Origin of the sequence: Vibrio sp. 947 (assembly GCF_033339115.1) — a bacterium.
GTDB lineage: Bacteria > Pseudomonadota > Gammaproteobacteria > Enterobacterales > Vibrionaceae > Vibrio > Vibrio alginolyticus.
Map to the genome: position 1 here is coordinate 1 of NZ_JAWOTX010000008.1, position 16,348 is coordinate 16,348.

Genomic DNA, 16,348 nt, shown 5'->3' on the forward strand with positions numbered 1-16,348 from the left:
ACTCAGAAGTGAAACGAAATAGCGCCGATGGTAGTGTGGGGCTTCCCCATGTGAGAGTAGGACATCGCCAGGCTTTAGTTTTATTTTCACTTTTTCGAAAAGTGAAGACAAAAGCGGACGCTTGCTTATTAAAGCGAGTGATACCACTGCGGAGTGGTAGTTCAGTTGGTTAGAATACCGGCCTGTCACGCCGGGGGTCGCGGGTTCGAGTCCCGTCCACTCCGCCACTTATTTGAGCGTCGTCTCAATAAACACGAATTACAGGGGTGTAGCTCCAATTGGCAGAGCAGCGGATTCCAAATCCGCGTGTTGGGAGTTCGAATCTCTCCACCCCTGCCATACTCTAAAGCCTCAGCAGTAATGCTGGGGCTTTTTTGCATCTGAAGAAAAGAGAATCTGACTAGTTGGAGAGTTGTCGATTCCTCTCATACCAAAGTATCGGGGGATTGAAAGTTCATATCTCCGAGATATTGGTCCACTTCACCTATCCCCCATGTTCATAAGCTCTGGCTTAGGTCAGGGGCTCTTTTATTCCTAACGTATAGTTTCGACGTCAGGTGTATGTTTATCCAACGAATATGGCATACCTTTGCTTCAGATAGTTTTATTTTCTAGTAATGTAATTACTAAATGTTGATGTATCGCTTTGCTCTTTCTGTTTTACCTTCGAATTTCATAACACTTTTTCTTCGTTATCGAGCACATCTGATTCACAATCTATTGAAAGGTCAGTGGTTACATTGGCTTGGATGATTACTGACTTGGTTCCTGTTATCATCATGCATTAATGCTAATAATTAGGAAGTAAGTTTATGCCACATTTTCGATTCCGTGCTGTAGAGCCACAAGCTGTTCAGGCATTATCAAAACCCCTTACGGATGAACTTCAGCCTCTAATGGACTGTCCGCGTGAGGATTTTACTTTTGAGTATATCTACACTACGTTTTTCAATGAGGGTGAGGTGAGTGCTGCATATCCTTTTGTCGAAGTGCTTTGGTTCGACCGTGGCCAGGAAGTGCAAGATGAAGTTGCCAAGCTTATTACGCAACAAGTGCGCGGTATCGCTGGTGCCGATATTGATGTTGCAGTTATCTTTTCCGCCTTATCTCCTAAAGCTTATTACGATAATGGCGAACACTACTAAAGGTTAAAGGCTATGAGGCTGAGTTTCATTGTAACTTTGGGTTTATGTTTCTCAGCTTCAGTATGTTCTACTCCTTGGGAGTCTGCGGTTAATCCTACCCGAAACTCTTCCTCCTCTATTGGTAGTTATGCTAACGGTTGTTTAGATGGTGCATTACCCTTGCCTCTCGATGGCGTTGGTTATCAAGTCTTACGTAGTAAAACGAAGCGCTACTATGGGCACCCTAAAACGATAGAGTTTATTGAAAATCTGGCGCTTAAAGCTCATCAAAATCTCAACACCACTCTGCTAATTGGTGATTTGTCTTTACCTAGAGGTGGAAGGTTCTCCTCTGGTCATTCTAGTCATCAAACCGGGTTAGATATCGATATCTGGTTAAGACTTGCTGACCAACCGCTTTCTTATAACGAATTACAACTTCCTAAACCCATGAGTGTGGTGGATTTAAAAGGTTATTCCATACTTAATCATCGCTGGGAAGAGCGGCACTTTAAGCTAATTCGGTACGCTTCAAAAAGTAAGGATGTTGCACGAATTTTTGTACATCCTGTTATTAAGGAGCAACTTTGCTTGCAAGAAAACGGCAAAGATCGTTCTTGGTTACGTAAAGTACGTCCATGGTGGGGGCATCATTACCACTTTCACGTCAGGTTATCTTGTCCTGATTCGAGCGACTATTGTGTTGATCAAGCACCACCTCCAGTAGGTGATGGTTGCGGTGCTGAGCTTGCAAGTTGGGCCCCGAAAGCAAAACCTACTGATCCCCCTCAACGGGTAAAAACAACCTCTAAGCCCAAACGAAAAAAAGTCGTTCCACCTCAATGCTTGCCGCTTATCAATCCAAATTAGTGTTACTCTTCAGGTTTATCTGTACTTGGTGATCTCTTTTATGAAACTGGAGAAACATCATACTTTTGTCTACATTGAATAGTACCAATACAAAAACTAACCCAATCAGTTTTGGGGACATATTATAGAAATCTAAATTAAACAAAGAGTTGTAGTATGGGTAAGTTGTAACTTCTCTGTTTAGAAAAAGATCTTTCGTCACGATACTCTGGTTTCTTAGCAATATGTCTGTCAGTTGGCTAAAAAGCGATAACAACGCAGACAAGTGTGTAAGGCAGGGATATCCCCTTTTCCTGTTAGAAGAGTAAATCAAGGACAAAACCATGACTATGATTTGTGCAAAAGAATTTGCAGAGTGGTTAAGACACAGATTTAGCAGTGATACTAAAGGAGTCTCTTTGACTCGAGAGGATGTGAATCACCTGACTGGGCGTCAACGCCTTGATCCGGGTTTTGTTAATGATGTGCATTATGAGCTGATGCAATATGGGATGGCTTTCGTTACTGATACGAGCCGAGAAAACTTTTATTTAATACCTGTTTCTCAAGCGGAAAATTGGCGTGAGAGACTAGAGTATCATTTTGAAAAAGAGCTATTCTGCAATATTATCCCTATTGAAAAATCAGGTTGAGAAAAGGTTCAACTTTGATGCCAAAGTTGAACCTAATTGCTCTTATGCTAACCCTTGAATAATCACGAATTTTTCAAGCAACTGCTCTTCAGTTTCGACATGGTTCGGATCAGTGATTATGCATTTTGTAATTGGACACACTGACTGACAGGTCGGCTTTTCGTAATGCCCCTTACACTCTGTACATAGCGCTGGATCAATTTCGAAAATGCTCTCTCCCATACTGATTGCCCCATTGGGGCATTCGGGATCACACATGTCGCAGTTAATGCATTTATCAGTAATGAGCAAGGCCATGGTTACTTACCAGTCGGATTACGGGTGTCCTGCCCTGAGTTTAGGTTACGCATTAATAGGCCATATTCTAAATCTAGCTCTGCTGGTACTGGAATGAATACAAAGTGACCGTTTCCTTTCGCGTCTTCAATAGACTCTGACTTGCGGTTTTCCATTGCCTCTAGCGTGAAAACAATATTGCCTTTTGGCGTCATTAGTTCAAGGCTATCACCGACAAGAAACTTATTTTTTACTTCTACTTCAGCCATGTCACCACGACGTTTGCCTGTGAATTCACCAACAAACTGTTGAGCATCAGAGACTGAGTAACCGTAATCGTAGTTTTGGTAAGTATCGTGTGTATGACGGCGTAGGAAGCCTTCAGTGTAGCCACGGTGAGCTAGGCTTTCTAGTGTACCCATTAGGCTTTCATCGAATGGTCGACCTGCTACAGCATCATCAATCGCTTTACGGTAAACCTGTGCAGTACGAGCACAGTAATAGAATGATTTAGTACGACCTTCAATTTTCAATGAGTGAACACCCATCTTAGTTAAGCGTTCAACATGCTGAACCGCTCGTAGGTCTTTAGAGTTCATGATGTAAGTACCATGCTCATCTTCGTAAGCCGCCATTTTTTCTTCTGGACGGTGCGCTTCAGAAAGCAGAACGACTTCATCTGTTGGTTTGCCGCGACCAATTGTGGTTTCAGGGCGCTCGTCTTGTACTTCGACAGGCTGTGCTTCAGTCGGGTCGAATTTCTCTACGATATCACCAGCGTCGTTTTCTTTACCCTCTTCAACTTTGTATTCCCAGCGGCATGCGTTAGTGCAAGTGCCTTGGTTAGGGTCACGTTTGTTGATATAGCCAGAAAGTAGGCAACGACCTGAGTAAGCCATGCATAATGCACCGTGAACGAATACTTCAAGCTCAGTTTCAGGGCAATGCTCACGAATTTCTTCGATTTCTTCTAGAGATAGCTCGCGAGAAACGATCACACGTTCCACGCCATTCGCTGCCCAGAACTTAACGGTCGCCCAGTTTACAGCGTTCGCTTGTACAGAAAGGTGAATTGGCATTTCTGGGAAAGCTTCACGAACCATCATAATTAGGCCTGGATCTGACATGATCAATGCGTCAGGACCCATCTCTACGATTGGCTTAAGATCACGGATGAACGTTTTTAGCTTCGAGTTGTGTGGTTGAATGTTACATACCACATAAAGCTTTTTGCCTAGGGCGTGGGCTTCATCGATACCGATTTTTAGGTTCTCGTGGTTAAACTCGTTGTTACGTACGCGAAGGCTGTAGCGAGGTTGGCCAGCGTAAACTGCATCTGCCCCGTAGGCGAATGCGTAACGCATGTTTTTCAGGCTGCCCGCTGGAGATAGTAGCTCAGGCACGAATGCTTTCTCAGTTGTCATTGCTCAATTCTCTTTTATCTGATCACAAGTCAGGCCAATTCCACCTAATGGAAATGGGGCGCAAATTTTACGTCAAAATGTGAACTGTGACTAGGGTAATTGTGCTTCAGATAGAAAAACGCCCTCAAAAAAAGTGAGGGCGTTATGGTTAACCTTTATACAATATTATGCGTTAGGATTCGGTAAGCCGCCTAGCGCATCGTATAGGTTGGGAAGGAAAGCACTGAACTCTCCACACATTAGAGAGAAGTCTGCATCAAATCGAGCTGCTTGATCTTCACGTGGAATATCATCGTTTTGATCTTTCAATTCATCAGAGAATTTTAGACGTTTGATGCCTGCATCTTCCGTCATAATGAACTCAATACGATCTTGCCAATTAAGCGCAAGTTTCGTCACGACTTTATCCGCAGCGATGTGGTTGCGGATTTCATCAGTGGTGAGCTCTTGCTTCTTACAGCGAATCACACCACCTTCTTCAAGTACGGATTTTAGCTCAGCTTCGTCCATCATGCTGATACCTTGAGGTGTGTCACCGCTTTTCACCCACTCGGTTAGCGTAGTTTCAATCGCCACTTCTGGAATAGCAGGAATAACAGGTAAACTACCCATGGTTTTACGAAGCAATGCTAATACATCTTCTGCTTTTTTGTAGCTGCTTGCATCAACAAGGATATAACCTTCTTTTGGCATGATAAGCACGTGAGTGTGGCTGCTGCGGCTGAATGCGCGCGGCAGTAAATCCATTACGATGTCATCTTTCAGGTTGTCTTTCTCTTTCTTCTTCAGAGGACGACCTTCTTGCGCTTCCATTGCTTCTACTTTTGCATTCAATGATTCTTTGATCACTGAGGCAGGTAGCATTTTCTCTTCTTTCTTGGCGCAAATCAGAATGCGGTTTTCTGACACGTGAGTCATCATATCGCCATGTCTACCCATTGCACTGACCCAGCCAAATTTCTGTTTGTCTTGACTGCCACACGGGGTGAATCGGAATTCAGACAGCTGAGTTTCTAGTTGTTCGGCGTTAAAAGTAACCTCGCGGTTAACGCGGTATACCAGACAGTTTTTAAACCACATAAATCTTCTCTAGGCTTGATGACAAGGGACTAATCATAGGGAATTTTTGTGCTGATGTCTTAATAGAAATGAAAAATATCCGAATGAACCTCAAAAGAAAGTTATATGAAAATTTGTTTTCAAAGGTCACAAAAGTGTCATAATTGGTAGTGATAATGCTTATGCATAGAGAGGCGCTTTGTCTCTTAAATTCATTAGCTCAACGAACATAAGGTTACTCAATTATGTCTAGAAGGATTCTGGTTGTTGAAGACGAAGCTCCTATTCGCGAAATGCTGTGCTTCGTACTTGAGCAGAAAGGTTACCAAGCGGTAGAAGCGGAAGATTACGATACTGCAGTAACCAAACTGGCTGAACCCTTCCCTGATTTAGTTTTACTGGATTGGATGTTACCAGGCGGTAGTGGCATTAACTTCATCAAACATATGAAGCGAGAGGAATTAACGCGCAACATTCCAGTTGTGATGCTTACCGCTCGTGGTGAAGAAGAAGATAAAGTGCGCGGTTTAGAAGTCGGTGCGGATGACTACATTACCAAGCCATTCTCTCCTAAAGAGTTGGTTGCACGCTTAAAAGCGGTGATTCGTCGCGTAACCCCTACTGCACTAGAAGATGTAATTGATGTACAGGGATTAAAGCTTGACCCTGTATCGCACCGTGTTACGGCTAATGATGCGCCATTAGACATGGGCCCAACAGAATTTAAGATGCTTCATTTTTTCATGACGCATCAAGAACGCGTATACAGCCGTGAGCAGCTATTAAACAATGTTTGGGGCACTAACGTGTATGTCGAAGACCGTACGGTCGATGTTCACATTCGCCGCCTGCGTAAAGCATTGGAAGCTGCAGGGCATGATAAGCTGATCCAAACTGTTCGTGGTGCTGGATATCGCTTCTCGACGAAGGCATAAATTAACACGCAGCTTATCGGTACCATTTCTGGAGTTATGAGTGGTTGAAAGATTAACGTGGAAAAAGCTGGCCTGGGAGCTGGCTTTTTTTTACACCCCATGGGTGATAGTAGGTTGGATATTCGGTTATATGCCGTGGTTGCTTTTGGCAGCTACGGCATTGCAGCTTGTGTGGCATTTGCATAACCAAGTACGTTTATCTTCTTGGTTATGGGATGAAAAACGCCTCACGCCACCGTCTGGTAGCGGTAACTGGGAATCTTTGTTCAATGGGTTGTATCGCTTACAACAGCGCCAACGCCGCAAACGAAAAGAGCTTACTAATCTTATTCGTCGATTCCGAAATGGTGCAGAGTCGCTACCCGATGCGGTAGTGGTATTCCGTGCTGAAGGCAATATTGTTTGGTGCAACAAGCTGGCTCAGCACTTACTGGGCTTCCATTGGCCAGAAGATTCAGGTCAACCTATCTCCAATCTCATTCGTACACCTGATTTTATCAAGTACCTCAACAAGAAAGACTTCTCAGAGCCATTAGAAATGCGTTCACCACTCAACGTCGAACGGATGCTGGAATTGCGTATCGTACCGTATACCGAGGGTGAGCACTTGATGGTAGTGCGTGATGTGAGCCAATTAAAACAACTTGAGGGAATGCGTCGCAACTTCTTTGCCAACGTATCTCATGAACTGCGTACACCAATGACGGTGCTACAAGGTTATTTGGAGATGACTGAAGACCCTGATATGGTCGTGGGTCCAATGTGGAGCAAAGCTCATGGTGTCATGACGGAGCAGCTTAACCGCATGAACAGTTTGGTGAACCAACTACTGACACTATCTAAAATTGAAGCGGCACCTATGCATGAGCTTGAGGAAGTCGTGAATGTGCCCGCGATGCTTGAAGTGTTAGAAAAAGAGGCGGTTAGCCTTAGTGGGGACAACCAACATAAATTGAAATTTGATGTTGATGCTAGCCTACGCGTGCTGGGCGATGATGACCAGTTACGTAGTGCTATCTCTAACCTCGTTTATAATGCCGTCAAATACACACCGCCTGGTGCGAACATTAATGTTCGTTGGTTCCAGACCTCTCAAGGCGCATGCTTAGAGGTGGAAGATAGTGGTGATGGTATTGAACCTCAGCACCTCCATCGACTTACTGAGCGTTTTTATCGAGTGGATAAAGCAAGATCACGTGATACTGGTGGAAGTGGTTTAGGGCTAGCCATTGTAAAACACGCGCTGAGTCACCATGACTCTCATTTAGAAATTCACAGTGAAGTAGGTGTGGGCAGTAAGTTTTCTTTCGTATTACCTGAGCGTTTGGTGGTGAAATAATGGCTTTACGATTGGCAAAAACATTCAGTTTATTCGCGCTTGTTTGTTCTTGTATTGCTGCCGCTCAAGATAAACCATTGCCGACTTATCATAAAACGACGGGGATTGTCGGAAACTTGCTCTCTGTTGGCTCCGATACACTTGCGGGTATGACAACGCTTTGGGTTGAAGAGTTTAAATCCATTTACCCGAATATTAATGCGCAAGTCCAAGCATCTGGCTCTTCTACTGCCCCCCCAGCATTGACCGAACAAACAGCTCAGTTTGGTCCCATGAGCCGCCCTATGCGTTTAAGAGAGGTTGAAGCGTTTGAACGTGAACATGGCTACAAGCCAACTGCGCTCAGGGTCGCCATCGATGCAATCGGTATTTTTGTTCATCAAGATAATCCAATTCAAGGGCTTAACTTTAGTCAGTTAGATGCTTTGTTTTCTGCCACGCTGCGCTGTGGTGAAAGTCAATTTGTCACAAACTGGCAGCAACTCGGTCTTGAATCACAGTGGGCAAAGCGAAACGTCCAGTTGTTTGGTCGTAACTCCGTTTCTGGAACTTACGGTTACTTCAAAAGCAATGCCTTGTGTGGCGGCGATTTCAAGACCCGAGTTAACGAGCAGCCAGGCTCCGCGTCAGTTGTGCAAGCTGTAGCGTCAACCATCAGTGGAATTGGTTATTCCGGTGTCGGTTATCGAGTGGCAGGCGTGCGCTTAGTCCCTGTAGCTAAAATGGGAAATGACTATGTGACTCCAACGCGAGAACATATTGTTAGCGGTAAGTACCCACTATCACGTTACTTATATGTTTACGTGAATAAGCATCCTGATTACCCATTAACACCAATTGAAGCTGAGTTTATTCGCTTTATCTTTTCTGCTCAGGGACAAGCGTTGGTTGAGAAAGATGGTTATGTGCCCATTACGGCAGACTTTGCAGAAGAAGAGTTAAAAAAAGTCGGCCTGTAAGCCGACTTTTTATTTAGGTATGAAGAGTACGAGATCAGAAAGTGAGTGTCCACTTCGCGCTGTCCCAACGTTCTTGTTCTTCCTGTAAATCCGCGTGAAGTAATTTATTGTTTTCTAGCCATGCTTCATCTGTGCAGGTGAGAATCCATTCGTCATTTTTGATAGATAAGGTGATATCAGGCAATGGATCTTCATTACGCTGCCCATTTAATACGATAGAAAGTCGTAATATTTTGATGAGGCTTATAACGTCACTCTGTTTATAGAGATTGAAATCTGGTAGTTCTTGCAATTTGAGCGCTTTACGCTGGAAGCGAGCTAATGTTGCGAGCACTAATTGCTGCTCACGGTTGAAGCCTTGTAGGGTGGAGTGCAACAGAATATAAAAAGAGTGGCGATGGAAACTACGCAAGTTGATACTTAATCCGACTTCATGAAGCAACGCTGCCCACTCTAGTAAGTCAAATAACTCACTCTTTTTCTTAATGCCTAGTTCAGAGCGTACCTGACATAACATCTCACGTGCATGCCCCTTCACACGAGCGGCATGCTCTAAGTCGACCCGGTGCTTGTTGGCTAAATTTTCTGTGGTGCGCATACGAATATCGGAGCGCGCAAAACGCTCTTCCATTTCGTACAACAGGCCTTCGCGTAGAGCACCATCGGAGAAAAACATTTGCTCAATGCGAAGCGCTTTGAAAATCGCGGACAAAATCGCTACGCCTGCTGCGAATACGGGTTTACGTTCTTCTGTTAGACCCGCCAGTTCAATATCTTCAATGGAATCAAATTTACACAGAGTTTCGATAAGTGTATCCAGTCGACTCGCTGTGATCAGGCCATCTTCAAAACCTAATCCTACTAGCACTTCTTGAATCGCTTTGATGGTTCCTGATGAGCCGAGAGCAATATCCCAGCCCTTTTTACGATATGTTGAAGCGATGGACTCGAGTTTTTGTTCGGCCGCTAACATCGCCTTGCTGAAGTTTTTTCCTGACAGTTTGCCGTTTTTAAAGTATTGCTCTGTAAAACTGACGCATCCCATCTGTTTACTGTTGAGAAGCTCAGGCTCAAATTCTTGTCCAATAATCATCTCGGTACTGCCGCCTCCGATATCGATGACTAGTTTGGAGTTGGATTCTACTTGAGTGTGCGCGACGCCTAAGTAAATCAGGCGGGCTTCTTCTTCTCCAGGGATAATTTCTATCGGGAAAGGCATCACTTCTTTCGCACGCTCAATGAAAAGGTGGGCATTTTTAGCGCGTCTTAGTGTGTGTGTGGCGGCGATACGTACATTTGACTCATCAAGCCCTTGCAGCCTCTCAGCGAACATGGCTAAGCATTCTAGCGCACGCTCCATTGCGGCGTGACTTAAGTTCAATTCACTGTCGAGTCCTGATGCTAAGCGAACACGTTGTTTATGACGACTAACCAGTTGTAGGTCACTGCCGACAACTTTGGCCACCACCATATGGAAACTGTTTGAGCCGAGGTCTATCGCGGCAATGTAGCGAGTATCTTGTTCAAGTATTTGAGGCATCTGAATTTTGTTTTCTAGTTTGCTTTTCTATATTTTTAAGATAGTCATAGATAGCGATTTGAGAGCGAACTTTTTTGCGATTACCTCGTGGTACGTAAGCGTTACTCATTTCTTTATCTATTAAACGAGCCTTTACTGTATCGGTAAAATGGATATTCGTTATATCAATAATTCTCTGTTTCAAACGTGGATCACGGACTGGTACTGCTACCTCGATACGGTGATCAATATTTCTTGTCATCCAGTCTGCGGAGGAGATATAAACTTGCGGATCGCCATCATTGTGGGTGATCACCACGCGAGGGTGCTCAAGAAAGCGGTCAACAATACTGATGATGCGAATATTGTCGCTGATCCCCTCAATGCCCGGTACTAATGAGCACATACCTCGAATGATCATGTTTATTTTTACACCGGAAGTACTTGCTCCATAAAGCTTATTGACGATGCCTTTATCGACTAGGTTATTGACCTTGATCGTAAGAGCGGCTTTTTTCCCTAGCTTGGCATTCGCAATTTCATTATCAATTAAGCGGTAGATTTGGGTTCGAGAATTACGAGGAGATACCATAAGGTGATTGAACTTCACTGGTCGGTATGGATTCTCAATGTAACCGAAGACATTACGGACTTCATTAGTGATTTCTTGATCTGCCGTAAGCAGGGAGAAGTCGGTATAAATTCGTGCCGTCTTCTCATGGAAGTTGCCTGTGCCGATGTGTGCGTAGCGAATAATTTCTTCACCTTCGCGGCGGCTAATCATCAGTAGCTTTGAGTGAATCTTAAGACCAGGCGCACCAAAGATGACGTGCACACCCGCTTCGGTTAATACTTTTGACCATTCGATATTGGCTTCTTCATCAAAGCGAGCTTGCAGTTCGACGACCACAGTGACATTTTTGCCGTTGTGCACTGCATCAATTAAAGAGTTCATCAAGCGAGAATCTTTCGCGACGCGATAAATGTTAATCTTGATACTAAGTACTTTGGGATCGAAGGAGGCTTGGCGCACTAACTCACTAATGTGGTCAAAAGTGTGGTAGGGATAATAGAGCAGAATATCTTTCGCTTTAATCGCGTCAAAGCTGTTGGCATAACCTTCGAAATCGGCACATTTCATTGGCGGGAGAGGTTTATTTTCAAGATACTCTCGTCCAACATTTGGAAAGCCGATGAAGTCTTTAAAGTTGTGATAGCGTCCGCCGGGGATAAGGTTATCGTAGTTAGAGATATTAAGTTTGTTACACAGAAACTCTAACATTTGAGGCGGCATATCGCGTTCGTAGACGAAGCGAACGGGCTTTGCTGTCAGTCGCTGATTGACACCCTCTGACATTTGTTCAAGCAAGCTGTACTCGATTTCATTGCGTAAATCGTATTCAGCGTCACGCGTCATTTTCATCGCATAGCCGCTAAGCTCATCATAATCAAAAAAGCCTTTGAACAGCTCGTCCAAACAGTGGCGGATAATATTATCAAGTAAGATGATGGTTTTTCGACGCTTTCCTTTCTGTTCTGGTACCATCACAAAGCGGGGAAGGTGATCGGTCGGAATTTCGATCAGAGCGTACTGGTAATGTTCTTCTTTACGCAGTTCTACGGCGATGTAAGCGTACTCGTCTTTGAGAAATTGCAGAACATCGATCTCGTCTTTCATTAGGAGGGGAGTGATATGCGGCATTACCTCTCTACGGAAGTATTTCGCGATCCACTTTTGTTGCGATTCATCCAGTTGTTGCTCGTTGACCAAGAAAATGCGACGTCGCGCCATTTCTCGAATCAACTCGCTGTAAAGCTCATCAAATTGTTCGTTAAGCTTTAGTGCTTTCGACTGCATTTTGGTTAACAGTCGTTTAGGGCTATCACTGCCACCGCGCTCTTGGCTGATTAGGATTCTGCGCTTCACGTCCGCAAAGCGTACTTTGTAAAATTCATCTAAATTGTTGGAAAAGATCCCAAGAAAGCGAATACGTTCGATCAAAGGGACGGTTTTATCGGCAGCTTCTTGTAATACTCGTTCGTTGAAAGACAACCAACTCAGTTCTTTTTCTATATATAGTTTTTCTGCGCTCATAACCTTACCTAGCCAAAAGTGAAGTATTACGTACTCATCTTGGAAAAATGGATGAGTGAGAACATTATGAGATTTTCATTACAGATTTATTTCATACCACGCATTGCATAAGAGTTGTATTCTTTTCAGGTGTTTAATGTGATCTGTAATATAATTGTCATCTTAACGACATATTCTAGTACTAAGTCAAAAAAGGTAGAGATTTAAATGGCACAAGCCGAGTTTTCATTGCAGGAAAAAGATAAGAAACGACTGATAAAAGATCGTTTAGTTCGACTTGCAGTGACATCCGGTGGTGTCGGCGTACTCGCGGCGCTTATTTTGATCTTTGTCTACCTCGCCATGGTGATCATTCCGCTTTTTTCTGATGCGGAGATCAAAACCAACCAAGCCATTCGAGCCACTCATATTGAAACACCACTTGCGATTTCAGTGGATGATTACGCTCAGCTCGCGTTCGTTCTAACCCAAAGTGGTGAGATTCAATATTTGTCGATGGACGATCCTACGAAACCTGCGGTGTATACACAGCAAATCGCCCAGAAACCCGTCGCTTTCTCTCAATCTGCTCCTGGGCTAGGTTGGTATGGATTTGTTGATGGGCAGGGTAAAGCGAACCTTTTCAAGCCAGAATTTAATGCTACATTGAGAGAAAATACACGTCCTCCGGAAGTGATTGAGCTAGACACCAGCATGGATCTGACACTAAGTACGCCTCAAGATCCTGTGACTCAGTTTGTATTTGCAGCTTCGACGCCCTTACCAACGGTTGTTTGGCAGACGCAAAGTGGTGAAGTGAAAGCTCGCTGGCAAGTGGCTTCGTCTTTGGGTACGCCTCCTACAACGATCGATTTTACGTTCTCTTCAGGCTTTAATACGCCTCAGCAAATGTTGTTGACACCTGACGGTGAAACGCTTTATTTGCGCGATGGCTCTGAGTTGATCGTGTTAAAGAAAACCGCACGTAAATTTGCTGTGCGAGAGGTGGTCGATCTCACTCAAGGTGATAAGAAGCATTCCGTTCGTACGATAGACTTATTGGCTGGTGCTTACTCGCTTTTGGTGACGCACAACGATGGTCGGGTGTCGCAATGGTTTGATACGCTGCAAGAAGAAAAACGCACGTTAACGCATATTCGTGATTTTAAATTGGCATCAGAGCTTAAGTATTTGTTGCCGGATTCTCATCGAAAAGGATTTTATAGCTTTTACACCAACGGCACGTTGCAAAGCCATTATACAACCAGTGAAAAACTGGTGTTGTTTAAGCGTGCGTACAATCAAGCGCCCGCAATCGCAGCAATGTCTAACAATGAACGCTACTTAATCACTTGGCAAAATAATGCGTTAAATGTTGCGGAAGTGGACAATGCCTATCCGGAAGTTTCATTGTCTTCATTATGGCAAGAAGTGTGGTACGAAGGGTATCCTGAGCCTGAATTTGTGTGGCAATCGACTTCGGCGAGCGATAACTTTGAGGCTAAGTTCAGCCTAGTACCTATTGCGTTTGGAACGATAAAAGCGGCGATGTTTGCGATGCTGTTTTCAGTACCGCTCGCAGTGCTAGGTGCTATTTATACGGCTTACTTTATGTCGCCACGCATGCGTCGTGTAGTAAAACCGTCGATTGAGCTAATGGAAGCACTGCCGACGGTGATCATAGGTTTCCTCGCGGGATTGTGGTTCGCGCCTATTGTCGAAGATCATTTGATTACGATCGTCGTTATGCTGTTTGTTTTGCCCTTGAGCACCATGATTATGGGCGGGCTATGGGCATTAATACCGCAACCTTTGCGGAATCGTCTGCCTAATGGTTGGCATGCTTTAGTGCTCATGCCTGTCATATTGGTACTGATTGGGCTTGGAGTGTGGATTTCGCCTACGATTGAGCAGACGTTCTTTGGTGGCGATATGCGCTTATTCTTAACCGAGCATGGTATTGGTTACGATCAACGCAATGCATTGGTGGTGGGGTTAGCGATGGGGTTTGCTGTTATCCCGACGATTTTTACCATTGCCGAAGATGCCATTTTCTCTGTACCGAAGCATTTATCGGATGGCTCTTTGGCATTAGGGGCCACGCCTTGGCAAACTTTAATCTATGTTGTCTTGCTTACTGCAAGCCCAGGTATTTTTTCTGCCATTATGATGGGCCTGGGACGCGCTGTTGGCGAAACCATGATTGTATTAATGGCAACGGGCAATACGCCATTAATGGATTGGAATATTTTGGAAGGATTGCGCAGCCTGTCGGCGACCATCGCCGTTGAGTTGCCAGAGTCGGAAGTTGGAAGTTCGCATTATCGCCTGCTGTTCCTAGCTGCATTGATTTTATTTGTGTTTACGTTTGCAGTAAACGCGCTTGCGGAGTGGGTTCGTCAGAGACTGAGAGATAAGTACCGTGCGTTGTAATAATGGTTTGAATAAAGAGCGAGTAATAACGTGTTAAATTGGATTCGTTCTGGCGCACCGTGGATATGGCTAACAGGCGGTGCAGTCAGCATCAGTTTGTTGTCGGTATTAGGGTTGTTACTCCTTATCGGCTGGAAAGGCCTGACTTACTTTTGGCCAGCGCCCTTGTATCAGTGGAATGTTGCAGCGCTGACACCTGTACAAGGCGAAGTGCTACATGAAAATACTATTCTGATTGGTCAAGTGTATGAGCGCAGCTTTGTACCGAAGAGTTATTTGCCTGAAAGCGCAGCACAACAGTTAGAAGACGATGAAGATTTTGCCACGCGACTCAGTATCAAAATCGCCAACCGAGAGTTGTATCCCGCCGATTTTATCTCCGTATTGCAAATGCAGTTGGATGAGCCCACGACGCCAGAAGAGTGGGCGGTGATAGAGCGCAGTAGCGGTGGTTATTTCTTTGGTAAGCTGGTGGCGTTTCAAGATGGCGATAATATATACACCAGTGATATTCAATCGATACTAAATAAAAAGCTTGATGATGCAGAAACTCTGCGCCATGAGATTGATTCTTTGGTGGTCGATCAGCTTAAAGAGCTTGGTTGGAAGCTAGAGCAGTTGCGATTAGAAAAGCGCAAGCATGAATTGAATGACACGCTGACAGAAAGCTTCTTAAAGGAAAATCAGACGAAAAAAGAGCAGATAGAAAAAGCGCTTGCGACGTTAGATTTGCAACTTGATGGTTTACGACTTCAGCTCTCTGACTATGCCTTGATTGCCGAGGATATGACGGGGTCACAAGTATCGATTCCGCTCGAAGACATTTTGGACTACTGGTATCCAAACCAAATGTCACTGCCTGATAAAGTCATGCATTGGGGAAAACAGGTTTGGAAGTTTTTATCTGAAGATCCAAGAGAGTCTAACTCCGAAGGAGGCGTGTTCCCTGCGATATTTGGTACGGTTTTCTTAGTACTCATCATGTCGATCATTGTGATGCCACTCGGGGTGATCGCCGCTATCTATCTACATGAATACGCTAAGAATAATGCTCTAACCAGAGTTATTCGTATTGCGGTTATAAACCTAGCGGGTGTTCCATCGATTGTTTATGGCGTGTTTGGTTTAGGTTTCTTCGTTTATACGATTGGTGCCTCTATCGACAACGTATTCTATGCGGAGAAGCTACCGGCACCAACCTTTGGTACGCCGGGTTTGTTATGGTCAGCACTAACTCTTGCCGTGCTGACGCTTCCAGTTGTGATTGTGACGACAGAAGAAGGTTTAACTCGAATTCCGAGCTCCGTACGACATGGCTCTCTGGCACTTGGTGCAACTCAGTTCGAAACGCTATGGCGCGTGGTTTTGCCTATGGCGACGCCAGCTATTATCACAGGTTTGATCCTTGCGATTGCGCGTGCAGCTGGCGAAGTAGCGCCACTGATGCTGGTGGGGGTCGTGAAATTGGCATCCAGTTTACCGGTTGACGGACAATTCCCTTATGTGCATTTGGATAGAAAGTTCATGCATTTAGGTTTTCACATTTACGATGTTGGCTTTCAAACCTCCAACATCGAAGCGGCGCGACCATTAGTTTATGCCACCTCTTTCTTACTCGTGACAGTGATTGTCGGGCTAAACTTAACAGCAATCAGTATTCGCAATAATTTACGAGAAAAATACAGAACGTTAGGACAAGATTAA

At 44.5% G+C, this 16,348-nt stretch carries 12 protein-coding genes, 2 tRNA genes and 1 pseudogene; 10 read left to right on the forward strand and 5 right to left on the reverse strand.

Annotated elements, in window-relative coordinates:
• The first annotated feature begins 150 nt into the window (after positions 1–150).
• The 5 genes from R7Q39_RS11870 to R7Q39_RS11890 all read left to right on the forward strand — a co-directional run bounded on the left by R7Q39_RS11870 (position 151) and on the right by R7Q39_RS11890 (position 2,626).
• Positions 151–227 (forward strand) — tRNA-Asp (locus tag R7Q39_RS11870).
• Positions 228–262: 35 nt separating this feature from the next.
• Positions 263–339, forward strand: a tRNA-Trp gene (locus R7Q39_RS11875).
• A gap of 473 nt (positions 340–812) precedes the next feature.
• Positions 813–1,145, forward strand: a complete 333-nt coding sequence (locus R7Q39_RS11880; RefSeq protein WP_005381768.1) for a DUF1904 domain-containing protein — start codon at positions 813–815, stop codon at positions 1,143–1,145.
• Between the two features lie 12 nt (positions 1,146–1,157).
• Positions 1,158–1,994: a penicillin-insensitive murein endopeptidase gene (gene mepA / locus R7Q39_RS11885; RefSeq protein ID WP_017821957.1), complete on the forward strand. Its 837-nt coding sequence runs from the start codon at positions 1,158–1,160 to the stop codon at positions 1,992–1,994.
• Positions 1,995–2,317: 323 nt separating this feature from the next.
• A complete protein-coding gene (locus R7Q39_RS11890; RefSeq protein ID WP_005381765.1) occupies positions 2,318–2,626 on the forward strand; it encodes a hypothetical protein in 309 nt (102 codons plus the stop codon).
• Between the two features lie 42 nt (positions 2,627–2,668).
• On the opposite strand, the gene R7Q39_RS11895 is transcribed toward R7Q39_RS11890, so the two are convergent.
• The 3 genes from R7Q39_RS11895 to rdgC all read right to left on the reverse strand — a co-directional run bounded on the left by R7Q39_RS11895 (position 2,669) and on the right by rdgC (position 5,406).
• Entirely contained in the window at positions 2,669–2,923 is a 255-nt protein-coding gene (locus tag R7Q39_RS11895) for a YfhL family 4Fe-4S dicluster ferredoxin (protein ID WP_005381763.1), read from the reverse strand.
• Positions 2,924–2,925: 2 nt separating this feature from the next.
• Positions 2,926–4,326 (reverse strand): tRNA 5-hydroxyuridine modification protein YegQ, encoded by a 1,401-nt coding sequence (gene yegQ / locus R7Q39_RS11900; RefSeq protein ID WP_005381754.1) that lies wholly within the window; start codon positions 4,324–4,326, stop codon positions 2,926–2,928.
• Positions 4,327–4,491: 165 nt separating this feature from the next.
• Positions 4,492–5,406 (reverse strand): recombination-associated protein RdgC, encoded by a 915-nt coding sequence (gene rdgC, locus R7Q39_RS11905; RefSeq protein WP_017821958.1) that lies wholly within the window; start codon positions 5,404–5,406, stop codon positions 4,492–4,494.
• A gap of 224 nt (positions 5,407–5,630) precedes the next feature.
• Here rdgC and phoB point away from each other — a divergent pair, with 224 nt between their 5' ends.
• From phoB to R7Q39_RS11920, 3 genes are read left to right on the forward strand one after another with little or no spacing between them, the layout of a single operon-like run.
• On the forward strand, positions 5,631–6,320 hold the full coding sequence (gene phoB, locus R7Q39_RS11910) for a phosphate regulon transcriptional regulator PhoB (protein ID WP_005381752.1): 690 nt from the start codon (positions 5,631–5,633) through the stop codon (positions 6,318–6,320).
• A gap of 40 nt (positions 6,321–6,360) precedes the next feature.
• Positions 6,361–7,659, forward strand: coding sequence for a phosphate regulon sensor histidine kinase PhoR (phoR, locus tag R7Q39_RS11915; protein WP_005383667.1), 1,299 nt, complete (start codon positions 6,361–6,363; stop codon positions 7,657–7,659).
• Positions 7,659–8,618, forward strand: a complete 960-nt coding sequence (locus R7Q39_RS11920; RefSeq protein WP_053350235.1) for a PstS family phosphate ABC transporter substrate-binding protein — start codon at positions 7,659–7,661, stop codon at positions 8,616–8,618. Before phoR ends, R7Q39_RS11920 begins: the two co-directional genes overlap by 1 nt.
• Positions 8,619–8,652: 34 nt before the next feature.
• Here R7Q39_RS11920 and ppx read toward each other — a convergent pair whose 3' ends face one another.
• Positions 8,653–10,158 carry an exopolyphosphatase gene (gene ppx / locus R7Q39_RS11925; protein WP_033905789.1) on the reverse strand — a complete coding sequence of 502 codons (1,506 nt, stop codon included), beginning with the start codon at positions 10,156–10,158 and terminating at the stop codon, positions 8,653–8,655.
• On the reverse strand, positions 10,142–12,232 hold the full coding sequence (gene ppk1, locus R7Q39_RS11930; protein WP_005381748.1) for a polyphosphate kinase 1: 2,091 nt from the start codon (positions 12,230–12,232) through the stop codon (positions 10,142–10,144). The genes ppx and ppk1 overlap by 17 nt, the downstream gene beginning before the upstream one ends.
• A 207-nt stretch (positions 12,233–12,439) precedes the next feature.
• Between ppk1 and R7Q39_RS11935 the strand changes: the two genes are divergently transcribed.
• Complete coding sequence (locus R7Q39_RS11935) at positions 12,440–14,644, forward strand: ABC transporter permease subunit (RefSeq protein ID WP_318076338.1); 2,205 nt, start codon at positions 12,440–12,442, stop codon at positions 14,642–14,644.
• Positions 14,645–15,379: 735 nt separating this feature from the next.
• Positions 15,380–16,348: pseudogene (gene pstA, locus R7Q39_RS29295) on the forward strand (phosphate ABC transporter permease PstA); the annotation flags it as partial.

Coding starts and splice junctions, on each gene's coding strand:
- R7Q39_RS11920 (WP_053350235.1), top strand. CDS start 7,659: ATGGCTTTACGATTGGCAAAAACATTCAGTTTATTCGCGCTTGTTTGT.
- phoB (WP_005381752.1), top strand. CDS start 5,631: ATGTCTAGAAGGATTCTGGTTGTTGAAGACGAAGCTCCTATTCGCGAA.
- R7Q39_RS11880 (WP_005381768.1), top strand. CDS start 813: ATGCCACATTTTCGATTCCGTGCTGTAGAGCCACAAGCTGTTCAGGCA.
- R7Q39_RS11890 (WP_005381765.1), top strand. CDS start 2,318: ATGACTATGATTTGTGCAAAAGAATTTGCAGAGTGGTTAAGACACAGA.
- ppx (WP_033905789.1), bottom strand. CDS start 10,158: ATGCCTCAAATACTTGAACAAGATACTCGCTACATTGCCGCGATAGAC.
- yegQ (WP_005381754.1), bottom strand. CDS start 4,326: ATGACAACTGAGAAAGCATTCGTGCCTGAGCTACTATCTCCAGCGGGC.
- rdgC (WP_017821958.1), bottom strand. CDS start 5,406: ATGTGGTTTAAAAACTGTCTGGTATACCGCGTTAACCGCGAGGTTACT.
- mepA (WP_017821957.1), top strand. CDS start 1,158: ATGAGGCTGAGTTTCATTGTAACTTTGGGTTTATGTTTCTCAGCTTCA.
- ppk1 (WP_005381748.1), bottom strand. CDS start 12,232: ATGAGCGCAGAAAAACTATATATAGAAAAAGAACTGAGTTGGTTGTCT.
- R7Q39_RS11935 (WP_318076338.1), top strand. CDS start 12,440: ATGGCACAAGCCGAGTTTTCATTGCAGGAAAAAGATAAGAAACGACTG.
- R7Q39_RS11895 (WP_005381763.1), bottom strand. CDS start 2,923: ATGGCCTTGCTCATTACTGATAAATGCATTAACTGCGACATGTGTGAT.